The 26,272-nt window shown below is 62.1% G+C and carries 23 protein-coding genes; 15 read left to right on the top strand and 8 right to left on the bottom strand.

Going from position 1 to position 26,272, the window contains the following annotated elements:
* The first annotated feature begins 27 nt into the window (after positions 1-27).
* The 6 genes from EN845_RS00220 (at position 28) to EN845_RS00195 (ending at position 7,018) form a co-directional block, all read left to right on the top strand.
* Complete coding sequence (locus tag EN845_RS00220) at positions 28-1,683, top strand: hypothetical protein (protein WP_127869362.1); 1,656 nt, start codon at positions 28-30, stop codon at positions 1,681-1,683.
* Between the two features lie 75 nt (positions 1,684-1,758).
* The gene (gene crcB, locus EN845_RS00215; protein ID WP_127869361.1) at positions 1,759-2,133 is read left to right on the top strand and encodes a fluoride efflux transporter CrcB; all 375 of its coding nucleotides are present in this window, start codon (positions 1,759-1,761) and stop codon (positions 2,131-2,133) included.
* 107 nt (positions 2,134-2,240) lie between these two features.
* Positions 2,241-3,221: an RluA family pseudouridine synthase gene (locus tag EN845_RS00210; RefSeq protein ID WP_127869360.1), complete on the top strand. Its 981-nt coding sequence runs from the start codon at positions 2,241-2,243 to the stop codon at positions 3,219-3,221.
* Positions 3,222-3,223: 2 nt separating this feature from the next.
* Entirely contained in the window at positions 3,224-4,141 is a 918-nt protein-coding gene (locus EN845_RS00205; protein WP_127869359.1) for a DMT family transporter, read from the top strand.
* A gap of 11 nt (positions 4,142-4,152) precedes the next feature.
* Complete coding sequence (locus EN845_RS00200; protein WP_127869358.1) at positions 4,153-4,944, top strand: ATP12 family chaperone protein; 792 nt, start codon at positions 4,153-4,155, stop codon at positions 4,942-4,944.
* Positions 4,945-5,128: 184 nt separating this feature from the next.
* Entirely contained in the window at positions 5,129-7,018 is a 1,890-nt protein-coding gene (locus tag EN845_RS00195) for an MFS transporter (protein ID WP_127869357.1), read from the top strand.
* A gap of 80 nt (positions 7,019-7,098) precedes the next feature.
* On the opposite strand, the gene EN845_RS00190 is transcribed toward EN845_RS00195, so the two are convergent.
* Positions 7,099-7,293 carry a DUF2735 domain-containing protein gene (locus EN845_RS00190; protein ID WP_127869356.1) on the bottom strand — a complete coding sequence of 65 codons (195 nt, stop codon included), beginning with the start codon at positions 7,291-7,293 and terminating at the stop codon, positions 7,099-7,101.
* A 312-nt stretch (positions 7,294-7,605) separates the two neighbouring features.
* On the opposite strand from EN845_RS00190, the gene EN845_RS00185 reads away from it, so the two are divergent.
* On the top strand, positions 7,606-8,646 hold the full coding sequence (locus EN845_RS00185) for a glutamine synthetase beta-grasp domain-containing protein (RefSeq protein WP_127280110.1): 1,041 nt from the start codon (positions 7,606-7,608) through the stop codon (positions 8,644-8,646).
* A gap of 118 nt (positions 8,647-8,764) precedes the next feature.
* Here EN845_RS00185 and EN845_RS00180 read toward each other — a convergent pair whose 3' ends face one another.
* Together EN845_RS00180 and EN845_RS00175 are read right to left on the bottom strand one after the other, a co-directional pair.
* Entirely contained in the window at positions 8,765-9,931 is a 1,167-nt protein-coding gene (locus tag EN845_RS00180; RefSeq protein ID WP_127869355.1) for a P1 family peptidase, read from the bottom strand.
* Between the two features lie 34 nt (positions 9,932-9,965).
* Positions 9,966-10,568: a TetR/AcrR family transcriptional regulator gene (locus EN845_RS00175; RefSeq protein ID WP_127869354.1), complete on the bottom strand. Its 603-nt coding sequence runs from the start codon at positions 10,566-10,568 to the stop codon at positions 9,966-9,968.
* A 146-nt stretch (positions 10,569-10,714) separates the two neighbouring features.
* Here EN845_RS00175 and EN845_RS00170 point away from each other — a divergent pair, with 146 nt between their 5' ends.
* Positions 10,715-12,139, top strand: coding sequence for an APC family permease (locus EN845_RS00170; RefSeq protein ID WP_127869353.1), 1,425 nt, complete (start codon positions 10,715-10,717; stop codon positions 12,137-12,139).
* Positions 12,140-12,951: 812 nt separating this feature from the next.
* Here the strand turns inward: EN845_RS00170 and glnA are convergent.
* Both glnA and EN845_RS00160 read right to left on the bottom strand, forming a co-directional pair.
* Positions 12,952-14,361, bottom strand: coding sequence for a type I glutamate--ammonia ligase (glnA, locus tag EN845_RS00165; protein ID WP_127279623.1), 1,410 nt, complete (start codon positions 14,359-14,361; stop codon positions 12,952-12,954).
* Positions 14,362-14,427: 66 nt separating this feature from the next.
* A complete protein-coding gene (locus tag EN845_RS00160) occupies positions 14,428-14,766 on the bottom strand; it encodes a P-II family nitrogen regulator (RefSeq protein ID WP_006205430.1) in 339 nt (112 codons plus the stop codon).
* Between the two features lie 357 nt (positions 14,767-15,123).
* Between EN845_RS00160 and EN845_RS00155 the strand changes: the two genes are divergently transcribed.
* Entirely contained in the window at positions 15,124-16,653 is a 1,530-nt protein-coding gene (locus tag EN845_RS00155; protein ID WP_127869352.1) for an NAD(P)H-hydrate dehydratase, read from the top strand.
* A 26-nt stretch (positions 16,654-16,679) separates the two neighbouring features.
* On the opposite strand, the gene EN845_RS00150 is transcribed toward EN845_RS00155, so the two are convergent.
* Complete coding sequence (locus tag EN845_RS00150) at positions 16,680-18,212, bottom strand: acyl-CoA carboxylase subunit beta (RefSeq protein WP_127869351.1); 1,533 nt, start codon at positions 18,210-18,212, stop codon at positions 16,680-16,682.
* A 411-nt stretch (positions 18,213-18,623) separates the two neighbouring features.
* On the opposite strand from EN845_RS00150, the gene EN845_RS00145 reads away from it, so the two are divergent.
* Entirely contained in the window at positions 18,624-20,048 is a 1,425-nt protein-coding gene (locus tag EN845_RS00145; protein ID WP_127869350.1) for a DEAD/DEAH box helicase, read from the top strand.
* A 104-nt stretch (positions 20,049-20,152) separates the two neighbouring features.
* On the opposite strand, the gene EN845_RS00140 is transcribed toward EN845_RS00145, so the two are convergent.
* Positions 20,153-21,127, bottom strand: coding sequence for an alpha/beta fold hydrolase (locus EN845_RS00140; RefSeq protein ID WP_127869349.1), 975 nt, complete (start codon positions 21,125-21,127; stop codon positions 20,153-20,155).
* A gap of 92 nt (positions 21,128-21,219) precedes the next feature.
* Positions 21,220-22,041: an SDR family oxidoreductase gene (locus tag EN845_RS00135; RefSeq protein ID WP_127280474.1), complete on the bottom strand. Its 822-nt coding sequence runs from the start codon at positions 22,039-22,041 to the stop codon at positions 21,220-21,222.
* A gap of 225 nt (positions 22,042-22,266) precedes the next feature.
* Here EN845_RS00135 and EN845_RS00130 point away from each other — a divergent pair, with 225 nt between their 5' ends.
* The 5 genes from EN845_RS00130 (at position 22,267) to EN845_RS00110 (ending at position 26,171) form a co-directional block, all read left to right on the top strand.
* Positions 22,267-23,301 carry a cysteine synthase A gene (locus tag EN845_RS00130; protein WP_127869348.1) on the top strand — a complete coding sequence of 345 codons (1,035 nt, stop codon included), beginning with the start codon at positions 22,267-22,269 and terminating at the stop codon, positions 23,299-23,301.
* Positions 23,301-24,044 (top strand): alanyl-tRNA editing protein, encoded by a 744-nt coding sequence (locus EN845_RS00125; protein ID WP_127869347.1) that lies wholly within the window; start codon positions 23,301-23,303, stop codon positions 24,042-24,044. The genes EN845_RS00130 and EN845_RS00125 overlap by 1 nt, the downstream gene beginning before the upstream one ends.
* Before the next feature lie 36 nt (positions 24,045-24,080).
* Entirely contained in the window at positions 24,081-24,947 is an 867-nt protein-coding gene (gene sseA / locus EN845_RS00120) for a 3-mercaptopyruvate sulfurtransferase (RefSeq protein ID WP_127280901.1), read from the top strand.
* Between the two features lie 4 nt (positions 24,948-24,951).
* A complete protein-coding gene (locus EN845_RS00115; protein WP_127280900.1) occupies positions 24,952-25,515 on the top strand; it encodes a GNAT family N-acetyltransferase in 564 nt (187 codons plus the stop codon).
* Between the two features lie 98 nt (positions 25,516-25,613).
* A complete protein-coding gene (locus EN845_RS00110; protein WP_127869346.1) occupies positions 25,614-26,171 on the top strand; it encodes an OmpA family protein in 558 nt (185 codons plus the stop codon).
* Positions 26,172-26,272 lie beyond the last annotated feature (101 nt).

The raw sequence follows: 26,272 nt of genomic DNA, 5'->3' as shown, positions 1-26,272 counted from the left end.
TGTCTCTTCCTTCCTTGGCGGATCCAAGTGTCAAAGCACAAAGCCTTCGGAGTCTGGGCGGGAACCTACATATGCACCGTGATGCTAGGCATTGCCATCAGCGCCGCGTACATAAATCTTGAAGAACCGGTCTACTATTGGGACTACGCTGCTTATTTCAATGTGTTCAACCAGCAGGGCGCGCTCCTGGTCGAGGACCCCTTCAACTGGCTGAACCAGGTGGGTACTTCCATTGCCACGCAAGATTATGGTGTGGCTATCCTGGTGCCGTTGATGCCCTTTCACATCGTCTTCGGTGGTTCGAGGCTTTCCTTCGTCGCTGGAATAGTCTCGGTCTACCTGGTTCCAGCGGTTCTTTTCATAGGTAGAATAAGTTATCTCGAGGCGGTCTCCGAGGCACCTTCTCGCAGCTGGCCAGCCGTTTGGATCGCGGCCTTGCTCTACACGCCGTTCTGGGCGCCGACACTGCGTGGAATGCCTGATGTTGCCGGTTGTCTCGCTCTCACCGCGGCAACCTATGTCCTGTGGAAGTCAAAATTCCTGACCCGCGAACCGGTGGTGAGCGGAATATCGGTCGGCGCCAGCCTATGGTTGGCCTTCATGCTGCGGCGCTGGTACGCCTACGCTGCTATCGGGGTCACCCTTTCCGCGGCGTTCCTGGGCCTGCTGCAGATCGCAAGGGATCGGGACCTTCCGGCATTCCGCGCTGCGGCAGGGGGTGGCCTGTGTGCGATCTTCGTTGTCACCGCAACCGCATTGAACTTCCAGCTGCCGCTGATCGCCAGAATTCTGGGAACGAGCTACGGCGACCTCTACAGCGGATACAAGACGACCTTTGGCACTGAACTCGGTGAAATGGGGAGCCGGCTCAGCTATGTGAATTGGCTGCTGATCATTGCCGGGCTTTACATCTCCATTGCTCGCCGCAACAGGTTCTCCCTGTTCTGCGCCATCGCCTCGCTGCTGACATTTTTGATTTTCACCCGGACGCAGGATCCGGAACCCCATCATTCACTGCCGATGTTCCTTTGGCTTTTCCCTGCATACGTCCAAGCCATCGTCGCGATCGTTTCCGTGCCGGCGCTGAAATCGCGATGGTGGACCGCAGGCATGGCGGTTGCCGCTGGCCTCGCTTTCCTGGGCACATTTTTCCCGACAGGTCGTCAGCTCCTGTCTCCGATCGATTTCGTTTTTGCGCGGGAGGCCACACTCCCCCTCCACCTCGACAATCTCCCCGAATACAGGCGCATGATCGATGATCTGGCCGGCAGAATGGGGCCACAGGATCGCTTTTCGGTTTTTGCCTCGGGGGCAGTCATGAGCGACGCGCTGTTGTTCGGGATGGATCGGGACCTCGTTCCCCATATCGGCTGGATTTGCCAGGTGGATAGTCGTGACAGGTTTCAGCCGGACGCATTGAAATCCAGATTTGTGATTGTGACCGACCCGCCGGTTACTCATCTGCAACCGGGCGCGCAGATTTGCGTCACGCTTCCGAACCAATATATTCTTGACGGGCAAGGCATCGGTGCCGCGTACAAGCGCATTGCGCGGTACCAATTGTCCGGCGGCGTTACCGGCTATCTCTATGAGCAGATGCGCCCGGTCACGCAGCAGGAACTCAATGCGCTGTACGGCGAATTCAGGAAGAGATATTCGGACTGGACAACGCCTGTCTGGTGAACCGCGACAGGCGGATCTGGCGCTGACCGAGCCCAAGGGATTGACGCCGGCGGTCTCTCAGGGGCAGTAACGGCTATGTTCAATCTGCTTCTTGTTGCTGTCGGCGGTGGCATCGGTGCCGGCATCCGCCATTTGACCAGTATGGGCGCGCTGCGCCTCGTCGGCCCCAACTATCCCTGGGGCACGATGGCGATCAACATCATCGGCTCCTTTGCTATGGGGCTGTTCATCGCCATTCTGGCGCGCCGCGGCGGATCGAACGAGCTCAGGCTATTCGTCGCCACCGGCATTCTTGGCGGCTTCACTACCTTTTCCGCCTTTTCCCTCGATTTCGCGACGCTGTGGGAGCGGGGAGCCACGCTACCTGCGCTTGGTTACGCGCTTGCAAGCGTCATTGGTGCGATCACTGCGCTGTTTCTGGGACTTTGGCTCGCAAGAAGCCTGCCATAAAGCACGCGATGGCGTGCTTTGTGGTTTTGGGCGGCGTGCATTAGTGCTATTGCCGCGCCAAACGCAGGCCAAGAGCCCTGCTCGGGAAACGGATAAGCGAAAAAGACATGGCAGGCGTTGAACTGATCACGGTGGAGGCCGGCGAGGCGGGCATGCGGCTCGATCGCTGGTTCAAGACCCATTTCCCGGGTCTTGGCTTCGGCCATCTGCAGAAGCTGCTGCGCTCCGGCCAGATCCGCGTCGATGGCGGTCGGGTCAAGGCCGACACCCGTGTGGAGCCGGGCCAGATGGTGCGTGTGCCGCCGCTCGAGGTGGACAAAAAGGGCGAGAGCGCGCTCACGGGCCACTCGATCCGCAACCAGGGCGACGCCGATGTGCTCGCCAAGATGCTGATCCATGAGGACCCGAAGGTCTTCGTCTTCAACAAGCCGGCGGGCCTTGCCGTTCAGGGCGGCTCCGGCGTCACGCGCAATGTCGACGACATGCTGGAAGCCTGGCGCAACCAGAAGGGCGAGAAGCCGCGGCTGGTGCATCGGCTCGACCGCGATACGTCGGGCGTGCTGGTCGTCGCCCGTACCAGGCTGGCAGCCATGAAGCTCTCCGAGGCGTTTCGGGCGCGGGAAACCAAGAAGACCTACTGGGCGCTGGTCAAGGGCGTGCCACCCAAGCGCGAGGACAAGATCTCGACCTGGCTGATCAAGGAGGCGACGCCGGACGGCGACCGCGTGCGCATCGCCGCGCATGGCGAAAAAGGCGCCGACCACGCCGTGTCCTATTACCGCATCATCGAGCAGGCGGCACAGACCATGACCTGGCTGGAGATGGAGCCCTATACAGGCCGCACGCACCAGCTCCGCGTCCACGCCGCCTATATTGGCTGTCCGATCATCGGCGACCCGAAATACTTCGAGGCCGACACCAACTGGGATTTTCCAGGCGGCATTCAAAACCGCCTGCACCTGCACGCGCGCCGCATCATTATTCCGCACCCGGACAAGGGCGTCATCGATGTCACCGCGCCGATGCCGCCGCACATGCGCCAAAGCTGGAACCTGATCGGCTTCGACGACGCCAGCGCGGAGGATTGACCGTGAGCGGCGCCACCGACGCGCTCGATCGGCGCGACACGGTCGATGTGGCCGCCGCCGCCATCATGGTCGGCCTGACCTTTTCGTGGGGGCTGAACTACGTCGCCGCCAAAATCTCCTATGCCGGCTACGACCCCGTCTTCCTGTCGATCGCGCGTTCGGTCATAGGTGGTTTCTGCGTTTTCCTCTGGTGCCGCTGGCGCGGCATTGCGCTGTTCACCAGGGATGGGACACTGCTGGCCGGCATCGCGGTCGGCGTGCTTTTCGGCGTCGAGTTCCTTTGCCTCTATGTCGGCCTGGAGCATACGACCGTTGCCCGAAATACGCTGCTGGTCAACTCGATGCCGTTCTGGATGCTGATCGGCGGCCACTTCCTGCTCGGCGAACAGATCACCACGCGCAAGTTCCTTGGCCTGCTGTTGGCCTTTACGGGTCTCGCCACCGTTTTTTCCGACAAGCTTGGCGGTAGCGGAGACATGCTGTTCGGCGATCTCCTCAGCCTTGGTTCCGGGTTTTTCTGGGCTCTGACCAACATCCTCATCAAACGATCGAGACTGGTCGAGGCAACCGCGGAGAAGCTGCTGCTCTGTCAACTCGCCGGCGCGGCGGTCGTTGGCCTGTTGGTGATGCCTCTCGCGGGCCCGCCGGTTCGCGATCCAGCCTTGCTGCCGACATTGGCGCTGCTTTTCCAGGCGATCTATATCGTCGCCTTTACCTACGTGCTGTGGTTCTGGCTGCTGCGCCGCTATCCGGCCTCCGGCCTGTCGAGCTTCACCTTCCTCTCGCCGGTTTTCGGTGTTTTATGCGGCGCGATCTTCTTGAATGAGCCGCTGACCATTCGCATCTTCCTGGCACTTGGTCTCATCGCGGCGGGCCTGATCATCGTCAACCGGCCGGCGCGCAAGCTGACACCGGTGTGAAAGAGATTTTCATGCGTGATATCCTCAACGACCTCGAAGCGGGCAAGTATCTTTCCGATCCGGATCCGGTGCGTCGCGCCCAGATCCAGATGAAGACGCCCCTGCCCAAGCGCTTCTACAAGGAGGTCTCGGTCGTGCCGGTGGAAGCCGGCTTTGCCGTGCAACTCGACGGCAGGCCGGTGCGCACGCCGGGCAAGGCGCTGCTGGCGCTGCCAACCGAGGCGGCCGCGGCGCTGGTTGCCGGCGAGTTCGCCGAACAGGGCGAGACGATCAATCCGGTGACGATGCCGGTGATGCGGCTGGTCAACACTGCCATCGATGGCGTGGCCAGCGATCCTCAGGCGGTGCTGGAAGACATTCTGCGTTTCGCCTCGTCGGATCTGCTCTGCTATCGCGCCGACGCCCCACAAGGGCTGGTCGAGCGGCAGAACGAGCAGTGGGATCCCGTCATCGACTGGGCACGCGCCTCGCTCGGGGTTCGCTTCAACCTCGCCGAGGGTATCATCCATGTCGAGCAGCCGCGCGAGACCATTGCCGTGCTGGGCAGCCATCTGGCGCAGCGCGCCCAACCGCTGCGCCTTGCCGCCATTCATGTCATGACTTCGCTGACCGGCTCGGCATTGCTGGCGCTGGCGGTCGATTTCGGCGAGCTCGACGGCGAGGAAGCCTGGGCCGCCGGCCATGTCGATGAGGACTGGCAGATCGCGCAGTGGGGGCAGGACGCCGAAGCCGTCGCGCGCCGCACCGCGCGCAAACGAGATATGATGGCCGCCGTCAGTCTGCTCGAAGCGCTGCAGGCCTGAGCGCTTCGCTCCGCCTTCGCACTGCACCTAATACGAAAGTCATAATCCCATCGTCGCGGTGCCTTTCCCCGGCGCTTTCTGCCATTTTTCCTGTGTTGGCTGTGTCTTGTGAGTCCGTTTTCGGAGGAGAACGCGGACGTTGGCGCACAGCATCAAGGACTGGGTCTCACGGGAGGATAACTCAATGGCAATGGCATCGACCGCCGGCGGAACGAGCCGCGGCATGACGCGGGAGGAGAAGAAGGTCATCTTCGCTTCGTCGCTCGGCACCGTTTTCGAATGGTACGATTTCTATCTCTACGGCTCGCTGGCGGCTTTCATCGGCTCGACCTTTTTCAGCCCGACCATTCCCGAGGCAACGCGCAACATCTTCGCGCTGCTTGCCTTTGCCGCGGGCTTCCTGGTGCGCCCGTTCGGCGCGCTGCTGTTCGGTCGCATCGGCGACCTTGTCGGCCGCAAATACACGTTCCTGGTCACCATGACGATCATGGGTCTCTCGACCTTCCTGGTCGGCCTGCTGCCCGGCTATGCGACCTTGGGCATCGCGGCTCCGGTGATCCTGATCGTCCTGCGCATGCTGCAGGGCTTGGCGCTGGGCGGCGAATATGGTGGCGCGGCCACCTACGTCGCCGAGCACGCGCCCGATGACCGTCGCGGCTTCTACACCTCATGGATCCAGACGACCGCGACGCTCGGCCTGTTCCTGTCGCTGATCGTCATCCTGATCGTGCAGGGATCGCTGAGCAAGGAGACCTACGCCGCCTGGGGCTGGCGCATTCCTTTCATCGTCTCTTTCCTGCTGCTCGCCGTTTCTATCTGGATCCGGTTGTCTCTGTCGGAGTCCCCGACCTTCCAGAAGATGAAGGAAGAAGGCAAGGGCTCCAAGGCGCCGCTCTCGGAAGCCTTTGGTCAGTGGAAGAACGCCAAGATCGCGCTCCTGGCGCTGCTTGGCCTCACAGCCGGTCAGGCCGTCGTCTGGTACAACGGCCAGTTCTACGCGCTGTTCTTCCTGCAGAACGTGCTGAAAGTCGACGCGCAGTCGGTCAACATCATGATCGCCATCGCGCTGGCGCTCGGCTCGATCTTCTTTGTCGTGTTCGGCTGGCTCTCCGACAAGATCGGCCGCAAGCCGATCATCATGGCTGGCCTTGCGCTGGCCATCGTCTGCACCTTCCCGCTGTTCAAGGCGTTGACCTGGGCCGCCAATCCGGCGCTCGCCAAGGCACAGCAGAGCACCCGGGCAACGGTGACGGCGGCACCCGGCGACTGCAGGTTCCAGTTCAATCCGGTCGGCACGGCGAAGTTCACGACATCCTGCGACATCGCGACTTCGTTCCTGACCAAGAACTCGGTTCCGTACGATGTGGTATCAACGGCGGCCCCCGGGACGGCTGCGTCAGTCAAGATTGGTACAGAGACGGTGCCGTCCTACGATGCGGTCGCGGCCGGCGATCAGGCCAAGGCCAAGGACGCGGCCTTCGTCAAGGCCGTCAACATATCCCTGCGGGACGGCGGTTATCCGTTGAAGCGTGCGCCGATCAAGGTTGCGGACCAGAAACTCGATGCCTTCATCGCAGCCAATCCTGAACTCAAGCTCGACGCAGCCGCGATCCGCGGCGGCGAGAAGGCAGCGGTGCCGACCGATCAGGCGGTCAAGGACAAGCTCTTGACCGCCGATGAGGCCGCGGGCGCACCCGAGGTCACCATCTACAACATACCGGACGGCGGTGCCTTTGCCATGTTTGCCGATCCGGCGGCGGTGAACTGGCCGATGACAATCGGTATCCTGTTCATTCTGGTGCTGTTCGTGACCATGGTTTACGGGCCGATCGCGGCGATCCTTGTCGAGATGTTCCCGACTCGCATTCGCTACACCGGCATGTCATTGCCCTACCACATCGGCAATGGCTGGTTCGGCGGCCTGCTGCCGGCGACGGTGTTCGCGCTCAGCGCCTACAAGGGCGACATCTACTATGGCCTTTGGTACCCGGTGGTCATCGCGGCGATGACGCTGATCATCGGCATGATCTTCGTCAAGGATACGCTGGGAACCGACCTGCACGCCAAGGAGTAGTCGATCGGCTCATACGAACGAAAAGCCCGGCGCGAGCGATCGCGCCGGGCTTTTTCATGCGAGATCGACGTGGAGCGGCTTCAGCTCTTCCGTTGCGGGTTTTCTTCCTCGACGGCGGCCTCGTGGTACCAGCCATCGAAATCGGCGTGCTCGCCGGGAAGCGCGGCAAGCTCTGCCGCGAATTTGGCCTTGGCGCCTAAATTTAAGGCAGTCCTGCGCGCTGCCAGCGGGAACATCAGGATTTTCGCCGACGGACGCGATTGCGTGACTTGCATTGCCGATCTCCCTGCTTTTTCAGAAGCTCGTCGATTCAGTTCTCACCAAAATAGGTTCTGCGATTCATTTAGGCAATATGCCTACGAAAAGATCATGATTTGCCTATGATTTAAGCAGTATTGCCGCTTGTGCGATCCGGACGCATTGCTGAGACGGCTCAGCAAAATCAAAGCCTTGGCATGAGCATTTTGCCGCACCCGTCGGAGGCCGAGTGGCATACGAATTGCTTTTTAATCATCGGCAGGCCGGCCTGTTTCGGCCATGCATCGACACCGCCTGCTTGCGGTGTCCAAGCAACGAGAGGCTCTAGAATGACCAAATACAAGCTCGAGTATATCTGGCTCGATGGATACACCCCGGTCCCCAATCTTCGCGGCAAGACGCAGATCAAGGAATTCGCCGAGTTCCCGACGCTCGAGCAGCTGCCGCTGTGGGGCTTCGACGGGTCCTCGACACAGCAGGCCGAAGGGCATAGCTCCGACTGCGTGCTGAAGCCGGTCGCGGTCTATCCCGATCCGGCCCGCACCAACGGCGTGCTCGTCATGTGCGAAGTCATGATGCCCGATGGCGTGACGCCGCATGCATCCAACAAGCGCGCCACCATCCTCGACGACGAAGGCGCCTGGTTCGGCTTCGAGCAGGAGTATTTCTTCTACAAGGACGGCCGTCCGCTCGGCTTCCCCGAGAGCGGCTATCCCGCACCGCAGGGCCCGTACTATACCGGCGTCGGCTATTCGAACGTCGGCTCCGTCGCGCGCCAGATCGTCGAGGAACATCTTGATCTCTGCCTCGCGGCCGGCATCAACCACGAAGGCATCAACGCCGAAGTGGCCAAGGGCCAGTGGGAATTCCAGATTTTCGGCAAGGGTTCCAAAAAGGCCGCCGACCAGATGTGGATGGCCCGCTATCTGATGCAGCGCCTGACCGAGAAATACGGCATCGACATCGAATACCATTGCAAGCCGCTCGGCGACACCGACTGGAACGGCTCGGGCATGCATGCCAATTTCTCGACCGCCTATATGCGTGAAGTCGGCGGCAAGGCCTATTTCGAAGCGCTGATGGCGGCTTTCGATAAGAACCTGATGGACCACATCGCCGTCTACGGCCCGGACAACGACAAACGTTTGACCGGCAAGCATGAGACAGCGCCGTGGAACAGGTTCAGCTATGGAATCGCCGATCGCGGCGCCTCGATCCGCGTCCCGCATTCGTTCGTCAAGAACGACTACAAGGGCTATCTGGAAGACCGCCGTCCGAACTCGCAGGGCGACCCCTACCAGATCGCCTCGCAGATCCTGAAGACGATCGCTTCGGTGCCGGCGAGCGCGGAGGTTTCGGCCGCCGCCTGATGTCTTTGCGGCGCATGCAACTCCGCGCCGCGAACGGATGCCCATTATGAAAAAGGCCCGGGCGGAAGCGCCCGGGCCTTTTTCGTCAAGCAGTTTGCCGGATTGGCCTCCGTTACTGTCAATCGGCCATGACTCCACGCGCGTTCAGTGCCGTCACCACCTTGGCATGCGGCAGGGCAGGGCTCCGATTGCCGTCGCGGCCGATCATGTCGCTGTTGGCAACAAGCGCGTTGAGCACGGCCTCTTCGGCTGCTTGCACGACGGCTGCGTAGAAATCATCCATGCGACCCCACGGGATGAAATCCATGTGCCCATAGCTGTGTTCGGTCGCCGGTCCTTGCGGGAAGCGGCCGTTGAGGGCGTCGCGGTTGGCGGTCGAGAAAGCGAGAAAGATATCGCCGGAGAAATGCGAGCCGGTGGTGCCTGTCCGTGCGAGGCCGAGCGGCACGCGCCTGGCCAGCGCCTTGCACTGGCCAGGCAGCAGCGGCGCATCGGTGGCGACGATGCCGATGCAGGATCCGGCGCCCGTCGGGCCGCCGCTGAAATAGGCCTCCATCGGGTTGTCGTCGACCAGTTCGTTGCCGATTGGCGCGCCGGCAATGGTGAGTTCGCGGCGCGAGCCGAAATTGGCTTGCAGGAAGACGCCGACCGTGTAGGCGCGATGGCCGTAGTCGACGATCCTTGAAGCCGTGCCCGAGCCGCCCTTGAAGGCGTAGCAGTTCATGCCCGTGCCGCCGCCGACCGAGCCTTCCTCGATGTGCCCGCTCGTCGCATTGTCGATCGCCGCGATCGCATGGTCGACCGTGACATGCGAGCCGTTGATATCGTTGAGATAGCCATCCCAGGTTTCGGCCACCACCGGCAGCAGCCACTGGTTGGCGACGTCGGGCTTGTGGCGCGCCACCCAGTCGATGATGCCGCGATGACAGGGGCCGACCGCATGGGTGTTGGTGATCAGGATCGGCAGGCTGATGCAGCCGGCTTCCTCTATCCACGAGGCGCCGGTCATTTCGCCATTGCCGTTGAAGGAGTGATAGCCGGCGGCGCAGGCCATGCCGACGCCGTCATGGCCGAACGGCAGTATGGCCGTCACGCCGGTGCGCACCGGTCCCTGTCCGAGCGTGAGCCTGCCTTCGCCCTTGATGATCGTGGAGTAGCCGACCAGGACGCCCCTGACATCGGTGATGGCATTGGCGGGGCCGGGCGTGCCCTGCAAGGGAATGGCGAGCGCCCGGGCGCGGGCCTTGCCGGCTGGCGTGGTGGTATGGGTCGGCAGTTGGTCCATGCTGGGGTTCCGCTCCGTTGACTGATATTCTGGCTCAGCGAAGGCTGCAGCCCGTCGCAAGCTCGGCATAGCTGGTCAGGATCGCCATCGCCGAAGGCTGATCGACCGCGGGCACGACATTGACGAGATGCAGCCCCAGGCCGTCCTCCAGCACGACCAGGCTGCGTGCGATCGTCTCGCTGGTCGCCCGTAGTTTAAAGATGCCGGTGGCGGCGCCCGCCTCCAGTATGCCGACATAGATCGACACCTGCCGCTCGAACAAAGTGATGTGGCGGGCCGCGTAGCTCGCATCCGAGCGCGAATAGGCGCCAAGTTCGAGCAGCAGCCGGCAGAGCTGATCGTCCGTGTCCGTCGGCAGTCCGCTTTCAATCATCGTTTTCAGCCGCAGCCGCGGATCGGCGATCTCGGCAGCCGACGCAGCGCGTATGGTGCAGAACCGCTCGACGGCTTTGCGTTGCACATCGTCCAGCAGGTCCTTCAGCCCCGGATAATAGTAGAGCAGGGCGCTCGAACTCATCCCTGCTTCATTGGCGACGTCGCGCAACGTGACGCCGGCAAGGCCGCGCTTGGCGATCATCGATTCCGCTGCCGCGACGAGCGTGAGGCGACGATCGGTCTGGGTTTTGGGTCGTCCCATCTTCGTTTCCTGAATTTGATTCAGTTTAAAACAGCCTCATGAAATTTCGCAAGCACCAACGCGCTATATTTATTGACGATATCTGACTCCGTCGATAGGTTCCTCATCGGAGGAAATTTTTATCTTATTAAAAAAAGGGGAGGAAGATGTCTACAAACGAAGCAACGACAGGGGCAACCGCCAAGGCCGCGCCCGCCGCCAAGGGACTGGATCGGGCACTGAATGCGCTCGGCACGCTGATGATCGTGCTGTCGGCAGTGACGCCGGCATCCTCGGTGTTCATCATCGTGCCGGGCGTCATCGCGCTGGCCGGCACCGGTTCATTCCTCAGTTTCGTCATTGCCGCGGTCATCGGGCTGTTCATGGCCTTCGTGTATGCCGAGCTCTCGTCGGCCTATCCGATGGCCGGCGGCGAATACACCATGATCGGCCGCACGCTCGGCCGCTTCTGGGGCTTCGTCACGCTGGTGCTGGTGTTTGTCTCGATCGTGCTGATCGTCGCCGTCATCGCGCTTGGTGTCGGCACCTATCTCGGCGTGCTCATCCCCAACCTCAGTCCGCAATGGGTCGGCGTGGTGACGATCGGGCTGGCCGGCACGGTCGCGGCGATGCGAATCAAGCTCAATGCCTTCGTCACCGGCATTTTCCTCGGCATCGAGATGCTGGCGCTGCTGATCCTGACGGGTCTCGGCTTTGCCCATGTCGAACGGCCGCTCTCCAGCCTGTTCACCTCGCCGCAATTGCTCGACGCCACCACGAACACGCTTGTTCCGGCCTCGGCCGGCATCATCCTGGCATCAACCGCTGTTTCGCTGTTTGCCTATAACGGCTATGGCGCGGCCGCTTATTTTGGCGAGGAGACGCAGGATGCCAGGCGCAACATCGGCAAGGTGGTGCTCTGGGCATTGGTGATTACCGTCGCGGCCGAACTCATTCCGCTGACGGCGGTGCTGCTGGGGTCTCCGGACCTTCCCGGCCTGCTCGCGGCACCCCAGAAGATCGAGTATTTTCTGGAAGCGCGCGGCGGCCATGCGCTGACGGTTCTGATCAGCCTTGCCATCGTCGTCGCCATCTTCAACGCCGTCATCGCCATCATCCTGCAGGCGGCGCGGCTGCTGTTCAGCTCCGGCCGCGACAAGACCTGGTTCGGCCCAATCAACGCCGCCGTCGCCTCGGTCCACGGCAGCTACGCATCGCCCTGGATCGCCACCATTGTCGTGGCGGTCCTGGCTGCGCTCGCCTGCTTCATCGATCTCAATCTGCTGCTGGTGGTCAGCGGCACGTCGCTGGTGGTGATCTACGCACTTCTTTGCGTGGCGGTGTTTGCCGGCCGCCGCAATGGCACCACGGCTGGCGGACACTACCGCATGCCGCTGTTTCCAGTGCCGGCCGTCCTCGCCTTTGTGGCGCTGGTCTATGTCGCCTACCAGAACCTGCTCGATGCCGCGTTCGGGCGCCCGAGCCTGATCGCGACGCTGCTGATCATGGCAGCGGCGGCGATCTACTATCTGCTGATCCTGGCCAGGCGAGCGGACTGGAACCTGCACGGTCCCGACGAACTTGCCGGATAGGCGTTACCCTCCGACGCTCTGTCCTTGCGAGAACCCCGGCCTTCGCCGGGGTTCTTTTTTCTGGCGGCCCGTCCATTCCGGAGAGACTCGCTCCGGGATGCCCCGTTAACAGCGAGTGGGCGGAACAGGTGCTGAACGTCCATCAAAACCGATCGAACAGCCGCGACTTGAATACACCCAAAAAAAGTCAGGCTGAAAGGTAGGGTCACCTTCAGCGAATGAGGAGGCTTTTGGTCGGCATGCCATACCCTTCATCGATGGCTTGCGTTTCTATATTTGGTGAAAAAGCCCGGAAAACTGCCTGTTTCCGGCTCGTCCGTACACCAACGAACCCTTGTATAAGCCACTGTTCATACAAGGAAATCGCCAGTTTGTGCCATACCTCGAGTGGCGTTGACATATGACGCCGCGGCATGCGTATTCGTGGCTATGGGGTTACGCCAAAGCGATGCTGTTCGAACGGGGCGGGGGTTTCGTGAACGACTGCATTGGCGGGGGCGCCGGACGAGCGGGCATTGCAGCCTGAGGCAGTGCGCCGCTCGCTCCTGGCGTTCGATTGCGCTCGAAAGGCTACGGCTACTTGCTCGAATGAGCGCTGGCTGGGTCCTGCCGCCCGTGACCTGAGGTCTTTCGCCGGCGGCCGCCGCGAGGCCCGGCAGCTCCAGCTGCGATCCGTCCTTCAAAACCTAAGCAAGTTGACCATTGTGCGTGGCTGTCCGCAAACAATCCATCGACAGAGCCCTTTGGATCAGCAAAAAGCCCTTGAAGGGGGAAATCCTTCAAGGGCTTTGAAACATTATCCGAACGGAATCCTAGACCGAATAGTACATGTCGTATTCGACCGGATGCGGGGTCATTTCGAAGCGCATCACTTCCGCCATTTTCAGTTCGATGTAGCTATCGATCTGGTCGTCGTCGAAGACGCCGCCGGCCTTCAGGAAGCCGCGATCCTTGTCGAGGCTTTGCAGCGCTTCACGCAGCGAGCCGCAGACGGTCGGGATCTTCTTCAGCTCCTTCGGCGGCAGGTCGTAGAGATCCTTGTCCATCGGCTGTCCCGGATGGATCTTGTTCTTGATGCCGTCGAGGCCGGCCATCAGCATGGCGGCGAAAGCGAGATAGGGGTTCGCGCCCGGATCCGGGAAGCGGACCTCGACGCGCTTGGCCTTTGGCGACGAGCCGAATGGGATGCGGCAGGAGGCCGAGCGGTTGCGCGCCGAATAGGCGAGCAGCACCGGCGCTTCGTAGCCAGGCACCAGACGCTTGTAGGAGTTGGTCAGCGGGTTGGTGAAGGCATTGATCGCCTTGGCATGCTTGATGATGCCGCCGATGTAGAACAGGCAGCTCTCCGACAGACCGGCATATTCATTGCCGGCGAAGGTCGGCTTGCCGCCCTTCCAAATCGACTGGTGGACGTGCATGCCCGAGCCGTTGTCGCCGAAGATCGGCTTCGGCATGAAGGTGGCGGTCTTGCCATAGGCGTTGGCGACCTGGTGCACGACATACTTGTAGATCAGCATCTTGTCGGCGTTGCGGACCAGCGTGTCGAACTTGATGCCCAGTTCGTGCTGGGCGGCGGCCACCTCATGGTGATGCTTTTCGACGCGCACGCCCATTTCGGCCAGCACTGTCAGCATTTCGGAACGCATGTCCTGCGCCGAATCGATCGGCGGCACCGGAAAATAGCCGCCCTTGATGCGCGGCCGGTGACCGAGGTTGCCGGTTTCGTAGTCGGTGTCGTCGTTCGACGGCAGTTCGGTCGAATCGAGCTTGAAGCCGGTGTTGTAGGGATCGGCCTTATACTTGACGTCGTCGAACACGAAGAACTCGGCTTCCGGGCCGACGTAGATGGTGTCGCCGATGCCTTCCGCCTTCATGTAGGCCTCGGCCTTCTTGGCCGTGCCGCGCGGATCGCGGTTGTAGGATTCGCCCGAGACCGGGTCGAGGATGTCGCACAGGATAACCATGGTCGACTGCGCGAAGAACGGGTCCATGTGGACCGTGTCCGGATCGGGCATCAACACCATGTCGGACTCGTTGATGGCCTTCCAGCCGGCGATCGAGGAGCCGTCGAACATGACACCGTCGGCGAACATGTCTTCCTCGACCTCGACGACATCCATCGTCACGTGCTGCAGCTTGCCCTTCGGGTCGGTGAAGCGCAGGTCGACGAATTTCACGTCGTTGTCCTTGATCTGCTTCATGATGTCTTTGGCTGTCGTCATGTCATGTATCCCTGTGTGCTGACGTTTTTTGATGGATGACGTTTCTTAGAGGATGGCCGGGTCGGATCAAACCGCGTCCATGCCGGTTTCGCCGGTGCGGATGCGCACGACTTCCTCGATGTTGGAGACGAAGATCTTGCCGTCGCCGATACGGCCGGTCTGGGCCGCCTTGCGGATGGCCTCGATCGCGCCTTCCACGGCATCGTCGCCGAGCACGACCTCGATCTTCACCTTGGGCAGGAAGTCGACGACATATTCGGCGCCGCGGTAGAGTTCGGTGTGACCCTTCTGGCGCCCGAAACCCTTGGCCTCGGTCACGGTAATGCCTTGCAGTCCGGCCTCCTGAAGCGCTTCCTTCACTTCGTCCAGCTTGAATGGCTTGATGATCGCTTCGATCTTTTTCATGTAAAAAGTGGCCTCCACTGCCAAAAAAACGGGTTGTGAGCCCCCGCTTGCGCCTCCATCAAGCACGAACTGTGCCAGTCGGAGGGAACAGAAGCGGTGTCATACGATTTCAAAGCCATGTCACCCCCAGATGTAAATTCGCGTCATTCGCTGCATTGGAAGCGGCATGAAGGGCAACAGCCTATCCGGCGTCACTGTACGTGTCTGCCCAATATCTGGGCAAATTGCTCATCTTGCGGGCAGCTTGGTGCCTGCGATCCTTGCGCCGATCGACGTGGCCATGACAGCGGCAACTCCTCCCCGTTTGCGTCGAGCCGAAAACTGGACAATGCTTGATCGAATGCGGATCGGCAATCCATGAGCCACGAACTTCTTACTTCCGCCGAGATGGGCGAGGCGGATCGGCTGACTATTGCAGCAGGTCCAACCGACGGCATTGGATTGATGCGGCGTGCCGGGCAAGCCGTCGCGGCGCAAGTGCTCAGGCGCTATCCCGCGGCGGCGCACGTCCATGTGTTGTGCGGCCCGGGCAACAATGGCGGCGACGGTTATATCGTTGCCCAGGTCCTTGCCGGCAGCGGCGTCGCCACCACGGTCTGGGCGCATGGTCCGCCAAGGCCGGATAGCGACGCGGCACTCGCCGCCGCGGAATGCTCCGTCAGGCCCCAGCCGCTATCGGACTTTGATGCCGGACCCGGCTCGATCGTGGTCGATGCGCTTTACGGGGCAGGGCTGTCCAAGCCGTTGTCCGGCGAGGCCGCCAGGGCGGTCGATCTCGTGAGCGACCTGCATCTGTCGGTTGTCGCGGTCGACCTGCCTTCCGGTATCTCCGGTGACAGCGGCAAGGTGCTCGGCACATCGTTCTCAGCCGACCTCACCGTGACCTTCGCGCGCAAGAAACCCGGCCATCTGCTCCTGCCCGGCCGGGAACGATGCGGCGAGATCGTGCTTGCCGATATCGGCATCGGCGCGCAGATCATCGCAACGCTCCAGCCCCGGACATTCGAGAACGGACCGGAGCTTTGGTTGCGCGGTTTGCCGGTGCCGGCCGTCGACGCGCACAAATACAAGCGCGGCCATGTCGGTGTCTTTTCCGGTGGACCCAACGCTACCGGCGCGGCGCGGCTCTCGGCGCTTGCCGCCGCCCGAAGCGGGGCAGGGGCGGTGACGCTTCTGTCGCCGGGCAACGCCATGCAGGTCAATGCCGCGCACCTGACCTCGATCATGTTGCGCAGGACCGACGACACTGCCGACATTGAGGCATTTGTCGGGGAACGTCGGCCATCGGCCTTTGTTCTCGGACCCGGCTTTGGCGTCGGTGAAAAAACCAAGGCGTTCGCGCTCGCGCTGCTCGCGTCGGGCAAGCCAGCGGCCGCCTCCACCGGAATTGACGGCCTGGTCTTCGACGCCGACGCGATCACGAGTTTTCGGGAGGCGCCAGACGTTTTGTTCGAAGCCGCCCGTGGGCCGGACGCGCCGGCGCTGGTGATGACACCGCATGAAGGGGAGTTCGCCAGGCTGTTTCCTGGTATCGCCGACGACAATGCCTCCTCGAAGCTGGACAAGGCACGCTCGGCTGCCGCGAATGCCAATGCCGTCATCGTCTACAAGGGCGCCGATACGGTGATCGCCGCTCCGGATGGCAGGGCGGCGATCAATTCCAACGGCGTGGCCTGGCTTGCCACAGCGGGGTCGGGCGATGTGTTGTCCGGCATCGTGGCCGGACTGCTTGCCCAAGGCATGCCGGCATTCGAAGCGGCCTGCGCGGCGGTCTGGATCCATGCCGAGGCGGGCAGTCGGTTTGGGCCGGGGCTGATCGCCGAGGACTTGCCGCTGGCGCTGGTGCCGGTGCTGCGCGACCTGGTGGCTGCAGGAGACGGGCGCTGATCAACCGCGATGCCCGCGACACCAGTTCACAGCGGAATGTTGTCGTGCTTCTTCCAGGGGTTCTGCATGTCCTTGTTGCGCAGCATGCGAAGCGCCCGGGCGATACGGCGGCGGGTCGAGTGCGGCATGATCACCTCGTCGACATAGCCGCGCTCGGCGGCCACGAAAGGCGACAGGAAGCGATCCTCGTAAGCCTTTGTATGGGCAGCGATCTTTTCGCCATCGCCGATGTCCTTGCGGTAGATGATCTCGACCGCGCCTCTGGCGCCCATCACCGCGATCTGCGCCGTCGGCCAGGCATAATTCATGTCGCCGCGCAGATGTTTTGACGCCATTACGTCATAGGCGCCGCCATAGGCCTTGCGGGTGATGACGGTGATCTTCGGCACGGTCGCCTCGGCATAGGCGAAGAGCAGCTTGGCGCCATGCTTGATCAGGCCGCCATATTCCTGCGCGGTACCCGGCAGAAAGCCGGGAACATCGACGAAGGTGACGATTGGGATTGAAAAACAGTCGCAGAAGCGCACGAAGCGTGCCGCCTTGCGGCTGGCGTCGGAATCGAGCACACCCGCCAGCACCATTGGCTGGTTGGCGACAAAGCCGACCGTGCGGCCCTCGACCCGGCCGAAACCGGTGACGATATTCTTCGCAAAGCTCTGCTGGATCTCGAAGAAATCGCCCTCGTCGGCGACCTTCAGGATCAATTCCCTGATGTCATAGGGCTTGTTGGCGTTGTCGGGGATCAGCCGGTCGAGCGACATGTCATGATCGGTGACCGACTGGTAGCATTCGATCTCGGGAATCTCTGATGTGTTGGAAGCCGGTAGCAGGTCGATCAGCCGGCGCATCTGCAGGAGTGCTTCGACGTCATTGTCATAGGCGCCATCGGCGATCGAGGATTTCGTCGTGTGAACGGAAGCACCGCCGAGGCTCTCGGCTGTCACCGTCTCGTTGGTCACGGTCTTCACCACGTCCGGCCCGGTGACGAACATGTAGGAAGTGTCGCGCACCATGAAGATGAAATCGGTCATGGCCGGCGAATAGACGTCACCGCCGGCACAAGGGCCCATGATGACGGAGATCTGCGGTATGACGCCCGAAGCGAGCACGTTGCGCTGGAAGATTTCGGCATAGCCGCCGAGTGCCGCCACGCCTTCCTGGATGCGCGCCCCGCCGGCATCGTAGAGGCCGATGATCGGCGCACGGTTGCGCAGCGCCATCTCCTGCACCTTGATGACCTTTTCGGCATGGGCTTCCGACAGCGAGCCGCCGAACACTGTGAAATCCTTGGCGAAGAGATAGACCGGGCGGCCATTGACCGTACCCCAGCCCGTGACGACGCCATCACCTGCGATCTTGGTCTTCTCCATGCCAAAATCGGTCGAGCGATGCTCGACATACATGTCGAACTCCTCGAACGAGCCTTCGTCGAGGAACACCTCGATTCGTTCGCGCGCGGTGAGCTTGCCCTTCTTGTGCTGGGCGTCGATGCGGGCCTGGCCGCCACCCATGCGGGCGATGTCGCGCCGCCGCTCGAGTTCCTTCAGCACGTCCTTCATCGCTCGGTCCCCAGAAAACGGAAGCTGCGTTTGTGGTAATGATGCCCGACGGGGAGCGCAAGCGTCGGCTTTTTGGTCCGTTTTTGTTGCGCTGCAACATGGAGCCCTTGCATTTCGGGGCGAACTCAGCCATATGCAGCGGCATAGGCGCTTGGGCCGGACTCACCGGCCTTCTCGACGAATGAGACTGGTTGCGTCTGTTTTCCCTCTTTCCGGTATATCGGCCCCTCTTTCCGGTACATCACAAAGTGGCGAAAAAGCCCCGTGGCATGATGCCTGCGGGCACGACAGCGCAGCCGCGCGGACAATCCTGTCCGCCGCCTTGTCGTTCCATGACAGTTTATCCGACGGCAGGTTGCGCCCTGCCGCCATTGATGTTTGCGGCCAGAGGCCGCGTGAAAGAAGATTATTTTGACCAACGAAAACACTTTGCCCGGCAATGAAACCGCGGAACTCTCCGGTTTCGCGGCGCTGGGAATTACGGGTGCGCTGCTCAAGGCAACCCACAATGCCGGCTTCGCCGAACCGAAGCCGATCCAGATGCAGGCGATCCCGCCGCAGCTGGAAGGCCGTGACATTTTCGGCATCGCGCAGACCGGCTCCGGCAAGACCGCAGCCTTCGCGCTGCCGATCCTGTCGAAGATCATTGCGCTCGGCACCAAGCGGCGCGCCAAGACGACCCGTGCGCTGATCCTGGCGCCGACCCGTGAACTCGCCGTGCAGATCGAGGACACGATCAAGATCCTCGCCAAGGGCGCGCATGTCTCGACGGCACTCGTACTGGGCGGCGTCTCGCGCTTCAGCCAGGTGAAGAAGGTTGCTCCCGGCGTCGATATCCTCATCGCCACGCCCGGCCGCTTGACCGACCTCGTGCGCGAGGGCGACCTCATCCTCTCCGACACCAAATGGCTGGTGCTGGACGAGGGCGATCGCATGCTCGACATGGGCTTCATCAATGACGTCAAGCGCATTGCCAAGGCGACCGCGCCCGACCGCCAGACAGCCCTGTTCTCGGCCACCATGCCGGACGAGATCGCGGAGCTCGCCAAGGGCCTCTTGAAGAACCCGGTCCGCATTGAAGTTTCGCCGCAAAGCACCGCGGCGGCCGAGATCGTGCAGGGCGTCGTCTTCGCCCGCACCAAGCAGAAGCGCCAGGTTCTGTCGACGATGCTCGCTGACGCGGCGATGAAGTCCGTCATCATCTTTTCGCGCACCAAGCATGGTGCGGACCGGGTGACCAAGGACCTCGAGCGCGACGGCTTCAAGGCCGCCGTCATCCATGGCAACAAGTCGCAGAATGCCCGTCAGAAGGCGCTGAATGACTTCCGTGACGGCTCGGTGCGCATTCTGGTCGCGACCGACATCGCCGCGCGCGGCATCGACGTGCCCGGCATCAGCCATGTCGTGAATTTCGACCTGCCGGATGAGGCGGAAAGCTACGTCCACCGTATCGGCCGCACCGGCCGCAACGGCATGGATGGCATCGCGATCACGCTTTGCGATCCTTCGGAGAACAGCAAGCTGCGCCAGGTCGAGCGGATCATCCGCACCAAGCTGCCTGTTGTTGCCGACCATCTCGGCAGCCCCGATCCGGCACGCAATCCGGCTGAGAAGAACGAGCGCTTCGAACCCGCCAACGATCGCAGCGACCGTAACGGCCGTCGCGACGGCCGGCGGCCGGGCGGCGAGAAGAAGCAGAACAACGGCTTCGGCAAGAAGCGCTTCGGCGACAAGCCGGCCTTTGCCGGCGAGCGCAAGCCCGAAGGCGCCAAGCCCTTCAAGGGCAACAACAAGCGCCGCTTCGGCGGCAAGCGTCCGGCAGCGCGGGCTGCTTGATAGGCCTCACGGACGCCTCCAATCCCTGGGGTTGGCTGGTTGACCGGATAGCAAAGAAGAGGGCGGCCGAGGCAATGCTTCGGCCGCCCTCTTCTTCTTGAAGCCTATTTCGCCACCGCTTCGATCCAGACGGCAATCCGTTGCGCCAGGAACGCCGTGGTGGATGGCGACAGCGCGTCGCCGGCAATGACATGATTGTCGGGATCGCCGGTGCTTTCCATGGGCACCAGCTCATGCGCGCCGCCCCAGCGCGCGGCGATTTCGCGGGTGCGGTCGGGCCGTACTACCTTGTCGATATCCGAGAAGATGAACAGGGCGGGGATCGTCGCCTTCTCCATAGGCGCGCCATAGGCAAGCTCGGTCAGGGCCTGCATCGGCATCGTCGCGGCGATCGGATATCTGGTGGTCCACAATTTCTCATGCAGCGCATTGCGTGGCACGAAGCTGCGCTCCTTGCCGGCGACGAGTTCGGCGATCTGCTTGCCCCAGGGCATGGTCAGGATCTCGGCGCCGGATGCCGTCACGCCGAAATTGGGCGAGATGAATGCAATGGCCGCCACACCCTCGGATGCCCCGGGCTGCGTCGCCGCCCAGGCCGCCAGCGAGCCGCCGGTCGACGTCGAGATGACGATCACCTTGTCGCCGATTGCCCGGCCGATGGCGATCGCCTCCTCATAGTCGTTGATCCAGGCATTGACGCTGCCTTGCGTCATCGCTTCGCCGTCTTGGCCATGACCGGTGAGGCGGGTGTAGAACAGGTTGGCGTCGAGCTGGTCGGCCACGTCGTCAGGTAGCGGGCGCACCTCGCCCTTCGAGGCGGAAAAGCCGTGGATGTAGACGATCGACAGCGGGGTCTTGGCATGCACCATCGGGTTGGCCCAGACGATCTCCTTTTCCAACCCGTCTCGGATATTGGGTACGGTGGCCTCCACTTTTGCCACATAGGCTTGTGGGTCGTCGCCGATGACGGAAGGATCGAAGCGGATCGTGGTGTCGATCGCTACGCGTGGACCCAGTACGAAGGTCAGTGCAAGGATGGCGACCAGGCCCAGCACAGCAAGCACGATCCGTCGCCCCATCGCAGACTCCACGCAACAATATTCAACCTATGGCGGTGGCCATGGACAGGCAACGGCCGTTCAGGCAGCCATGCCAGCAATCCTGTGGGCATCTATTCGTTGGGCGGTTTGCGCTCGTAATGCAGCGGCCGTGCCTTCCAGCTGGTCGTCAGGATGATCACCCATCGGCATAAAGGCCTTGGCAGCATGCCAAGAATTTTCAGCGGCCAGCTCGTCCGGTAAGGGAAGGTCACTTCGAAGCCACCGGACTTGATGCCCCGCACCATGCGGCGGGTCGCGCGGCCGACCGGCATCAGGCCCGGCATCGGCAGCATGTTCTTTTCGGTCAATGGCGTATCGACAAACCCGGGATTTATCACCTGAACGCGGATGTTCATCTTGTCGAAATCATACTTCAGCGACTCGGCCAGGATGTTGATGGCCGCCTTGGTGCCGCCATAGGCGGCCGTGGTCGGCCAGCCAAAATAGGCGGTCACCGAGCCGACCAGAACGACATGGCCGCGCGCGCGCACCCGCATATGCTCGACGACAGGCACCAGCCCATTGATGATGCCGAAATAGTTGACCTCGAAGGAGCGGCGGAAGTCCTTGACGACGAGGGATTCGCCGGGTGTCGAGATGTAATTTCCAGCATTGAATATGGCGAGCACGATCGGTCCGAGGTCCTTCTCGATCGCGGCGACCGTTCTTGCCATGCGCGGCTCGTCGGTGACGTCGCAGGGAAAGGACACGACCTTGCCCGGCATCTGCGCGGTCTCGACGATGAGCGTGTCGATCGGATCGTCGTCCAGCGCTGTCACCGCCACCGCATAGCCTTGTGACGCCAGGTCCCTGGCCAGCGAACGGCCAATGCCGCTGCTGCCGCCCGTGACCCAGGCGACGCCGTGTTTCGGATCGGCCCGATAGAGTGTCATGCTGCGCCCTGCCGAGTTGTTGGTGCCTTGCTCTAGCGGCGAAGAAATCGAATGAAAAGAGTGCTTTTCCACCACAGGTGCAAATGAACTGTGTGATATCGAGCCCGGTCGCGGCAAGGTCGGCACCCGCAGGGCCGGAAATGCGACTGGACCAGACGAATTCTTGCCTTGAAACCGCAGCGTTGGGTTTCTAGGGTTTCGGCGCATGTACACAAGGAATCCTGAATGCCCCGTTCTGTGATCGACGCGATCGGCAACACGCCTCTGATCCGCCTCAACAAAGCTTCCGAGGAAACCGGCTGCGAGATCCTGGGCAAGGCCGAGTTCATGAATCCGGGACAGTCGGTCAAGGATCGCGCCGGCCTGTTCATCATCCGCGACGCCGAACAACGTGGCCTGTTGAAGCCGGGCGGTGTCATCGTCGAGGGGACAGCCGGCAACACCGGCATCGGGCTGACGCTCGTCGCCAAGGCGCTCGGCTACCGCACCGTCATCGTCATCCCGGATACGCAAAGCCAGGAAAAGAAGGATACGATCCGGCTGCTCGGCGCCGAGCTGATCGAAGTGCCGGCCGTGCCCTACAAGAACCCCAACAATTACGTGAAACTGTCGGGACGGCTGGCCGAGCAGATGGCGAGGAGCGAGCCGAACGGCGCCATCTGGGCCAACCAGTTCGACAATGTCGCCAACCGCGATGGCCATATCCGCACCACGGCCGAGGAAATCTGGACCCAGACCGGCGGCAAGGTCGACGGTTTTGTCTCGGCGGTGGGTTCGGGTGGAACGCTGGCCGGTGTCGGGCTCGGATTGAAGGCCAAGAGCAAGAACGTCAAGATTGCGCTCGCCGACCCTCTTGGCGCCGCGCTCTACAGTTTCTACACCAGCGGTGAGCTGAAGTCCGAAGGCAGTTCGATCACCGAGGGCATCGGGCAGGGGCGCATCACCGCCAATCTCGAAGGTTTCACGCCTGACTTCTCCTACCAGATCAAGGACGAGGACGCGCTGCCGATCGTCTTCGACCTGATCCAGGAGGAAGGCCTGTGCGTCGGCGGCTCGACCGGCATCAACATTGCCGGCGCGATGCGGCTGGCCAGGGAATTGGGCCCGGGCCACACCATCGTGACCATCCTTTGCGACTACGGCACGCGCTATCAGTCGAAATTGTTCAACCCTGACTTCCTGCGCGACAAGAAGCTGCCGGTGCCGGGCTGGATGGAACTGCAGAGCAAGATCTCGGTGCCGTTCGAAAAGGTTGCGTGATGGCGCACAAGACGGAAGCGCTGTTTCGCGACGATGCCTATCTCAGGACGGCTGACGCCACGGTCGTCGCCATCAATGAGCGCGGCGGCATCATTCTCGACCGGACGATCTTCTACGCAACCTCGGGCGGGCAGCCGGGCGACACTGGTCAAATCGAACGTGCCGATGGCAGCCGCATCGCGATCGCCGCCACGATCACCGGCGAGACCAAGGACGAGATCATCCATGTGCCGGCGTCGGAGCAGGCCATGCTGCGGATCGGTGAGCGCGTGAACCTGCAGATCGACTGGGAGCGCCGGCACCTGCTGATGCGCATGCACGCTGCCTGCCATCTGCTGACAGTCGTCTGTCCATTCCCGATCACCAGGGCGGCGGTCTCCGAGGACGACAGCCGTGTCGATTTCGACATTCCGGACGCCAGCTTCACCAAGGAAGAGGTGACTGCCGGCATGATGGACCTGGTGCAGGCTGATCATCCCATCTTTACCAGGCTGATCAGCGACGGGGAATTGGGCGCCAATCCCGGCCTGGTAAAATCCAAGAATGTCAGACCGCCTGTTGGCACGGGCAAGATCCGTCTCGTCTGCATCGGTGAGAACGCCTCGGTGGACAGCCAGCCCTGCGGCGGTACCCATGTGAAGAGCACCGGCGAGATCGGCGAAATCCACATCGGCAAGATCGAGAAGAAGGGCCGGGAAAACAGGCGCTTCCGCATCCGCTTCGGCCCGATGCCGGTAAATTGAACAGACAGACACCGTCAAAGAGCGGCAGGAGAAAAGATGGCCGAAGACAGCGCTTTCACCGTCGATGCGGACTGGCTGCAGGAGCGGTTGGGCCAGCCGGGCCTGACGATCGTAGACGCCTCCTGGTATCTGCCGGCGCAAAAACGCGACGCGCGCGCCGAGTATGATGCAGCCCATATTCCAGGCGCCCGTTTCCTGGACCAGGATGCCGTTTCGGACCCCGACGCCGCCTTGCCGCATACGCTCGCATCGCCGCAGCATTTTGCTCAGTATGTCGGCGCGATGGGCGTTTCTGCGGATGACACCATCGTCGTCTATGATGGCCCAGGCTTTTTCTCCGCGCCCCGGGCATGGTGGATGTTCCGCGTCATGGGCGTCTTCCAGACCTATATTCTGGACGGCGGCTTCGATGGCTGGAAGGCGTCCGGCCGGCCGATAACGGCCGAACCGACCAAGATCGCGCCAAGTGTCTTTCATGCCGATTTCGACGCTGGTCGCGTCGTCGGCCTAGCCGACATGCGCCGGATCGTCGATACGGGGGCAAGCCAGATTGCCGACGCGCGTGGGGCAGGGCGCTTTACCGGTTCAGAGCCCGAGCCCCGCGTTGGCATCCGCTCCGGCCACATGCCGGGGGCACGCAATATCCCCTATTCGGCGCTTTCCGAAAACGGCAGGCTGCTGCCGAAGGACCGTTTGCGCAAGGTGATTGAGGACGCCGGCATCGACCTGTCGAAGCCCGTTGTCACATCCTGCGGCTCCGGTGTCACGGCCGCGGTGGTCACGCTGGCACTGGAGACGGTTGGCCACACCGACAACAGGCTTTATGACGGCTCATGGACCGAGTGGGGCGGATTGCCCGATACGCCAGTCGTGACCGGCCCAGCCACTACCGGCAAGGAATGAATTGATGGAAAACGGAGTGCTGCAGGACATTGAAGTCACGGTGACTTTTCTCGAAATGCATGCACCTCCGGCCGCCTCGCCACCGGTGCCCTACAACCGCCAGGTCGCACTGCTGAAGACCAGGGACATCCCCTTGCATTTCTACCGCTACCTGATGGACCGGGTGGGGCGCAAATGGCACTGGGTCAATGTTCTGAGGCTGAATGACGATGAGCTGTCGGCCGGAATCCACCGCGAGGATCGCGACATCAGGGTGCTCTATCTCGACGGCTCGCCGGCAGGCTTCTTCGACCTCAAGCCGCATCTGCCTGAGGAAGTCGAGCTCGCCTATTTCGGCATGATGGAACACGCCACCGGGCAAGGCATCGGCCGCTGGTTCCTTGGCTCGGCGATTGCCGCGGCATGGTCGCATGGGCCGAAAAGGGTGACGGTGCAGACCTGCACGCTCGACCACCCCGCAGCCCTGCCGCTCTACCAGAAGCTTGGTTTCAAGCCGGTCGCGCAGAAGAAGGAAATCGTGCATCCCCTGCCTTTCGCCGAGCGCTCGGCAAGCGTCATGCGGCCGTAACTCCAGCCGGAATCTGAACCTTCCGTTCATCGGCGCTTCAGCCTGTCTTTGGCATGTTGCCCGCATTGCCAATGCGGCCGAGGCCGAAGGAGAAAGACATGCTGACCCGACGTACTCTTGCCGCCGCGCTGATTGCGGCGATTGCCATGCCGAGCCTTGCCGCTGCCCAGGCGACGACGCCCTCGGCCGCGACGATCGAGCGAAAGCTCGAGGCGGCACCCCGGGTCAAGCTGCGGCCGAACGAGCGCGTCACCATCCGTGAATTCAAGCGCCGGCCGGACCTGCGCCGCATGGCGCGCTCGATCGATATCCAGTCGATCAATTTCGCCTTTGGCTCCGCGGCGATTTCCAGTTCGCAGTATAACAAGATCGATAACATCGCCGATGCGCTGCGCCGCATCCTGCGTCGCGACCCCGGCGCGCGTGTGCTCATCGAGGGTCATACCGACGCTGTCGGATCGTTTCAGTCGAATCAGGTTCTTTCCGAACAGCGCGCCGCTTCGCTGAAGCGCACGCTGGTGCGTGAATTCGGCGTGCCCGGTTATGCATTGGAGACTGTCGGTTACGGCGAGGAATTCCTGCTGGTGCCGACTCAGAGCGAGAACTGGCAGAATCGCCGGGTGACATTGCGCCGCTTCGACGATTTCATCCGCTGAACGCAGGCGCCGATTCAAACTGATTAGCCGGCTTATATTGTCCCGGCTGGCAATATCGGCGCTTATCCCATTTGGTCTCGGGCCCGATTTGCCGACCGCAG

Source organism: Mesorhizobium sp. M8A.F.Ca.ET.202.01.1.1, assembly GCF_004791595.1.
Classification (GTDB): domain Bacteria; phylum Pseudomonadota; class Alphaproteobacteria; order Rhizobiales; family Rhizobiaceae; genus Mesorhizobium.
Note: the sequence above shows the minus strand (reverse complement) of the source record. Positions and strands in the feature narration are given on the sequence as shown.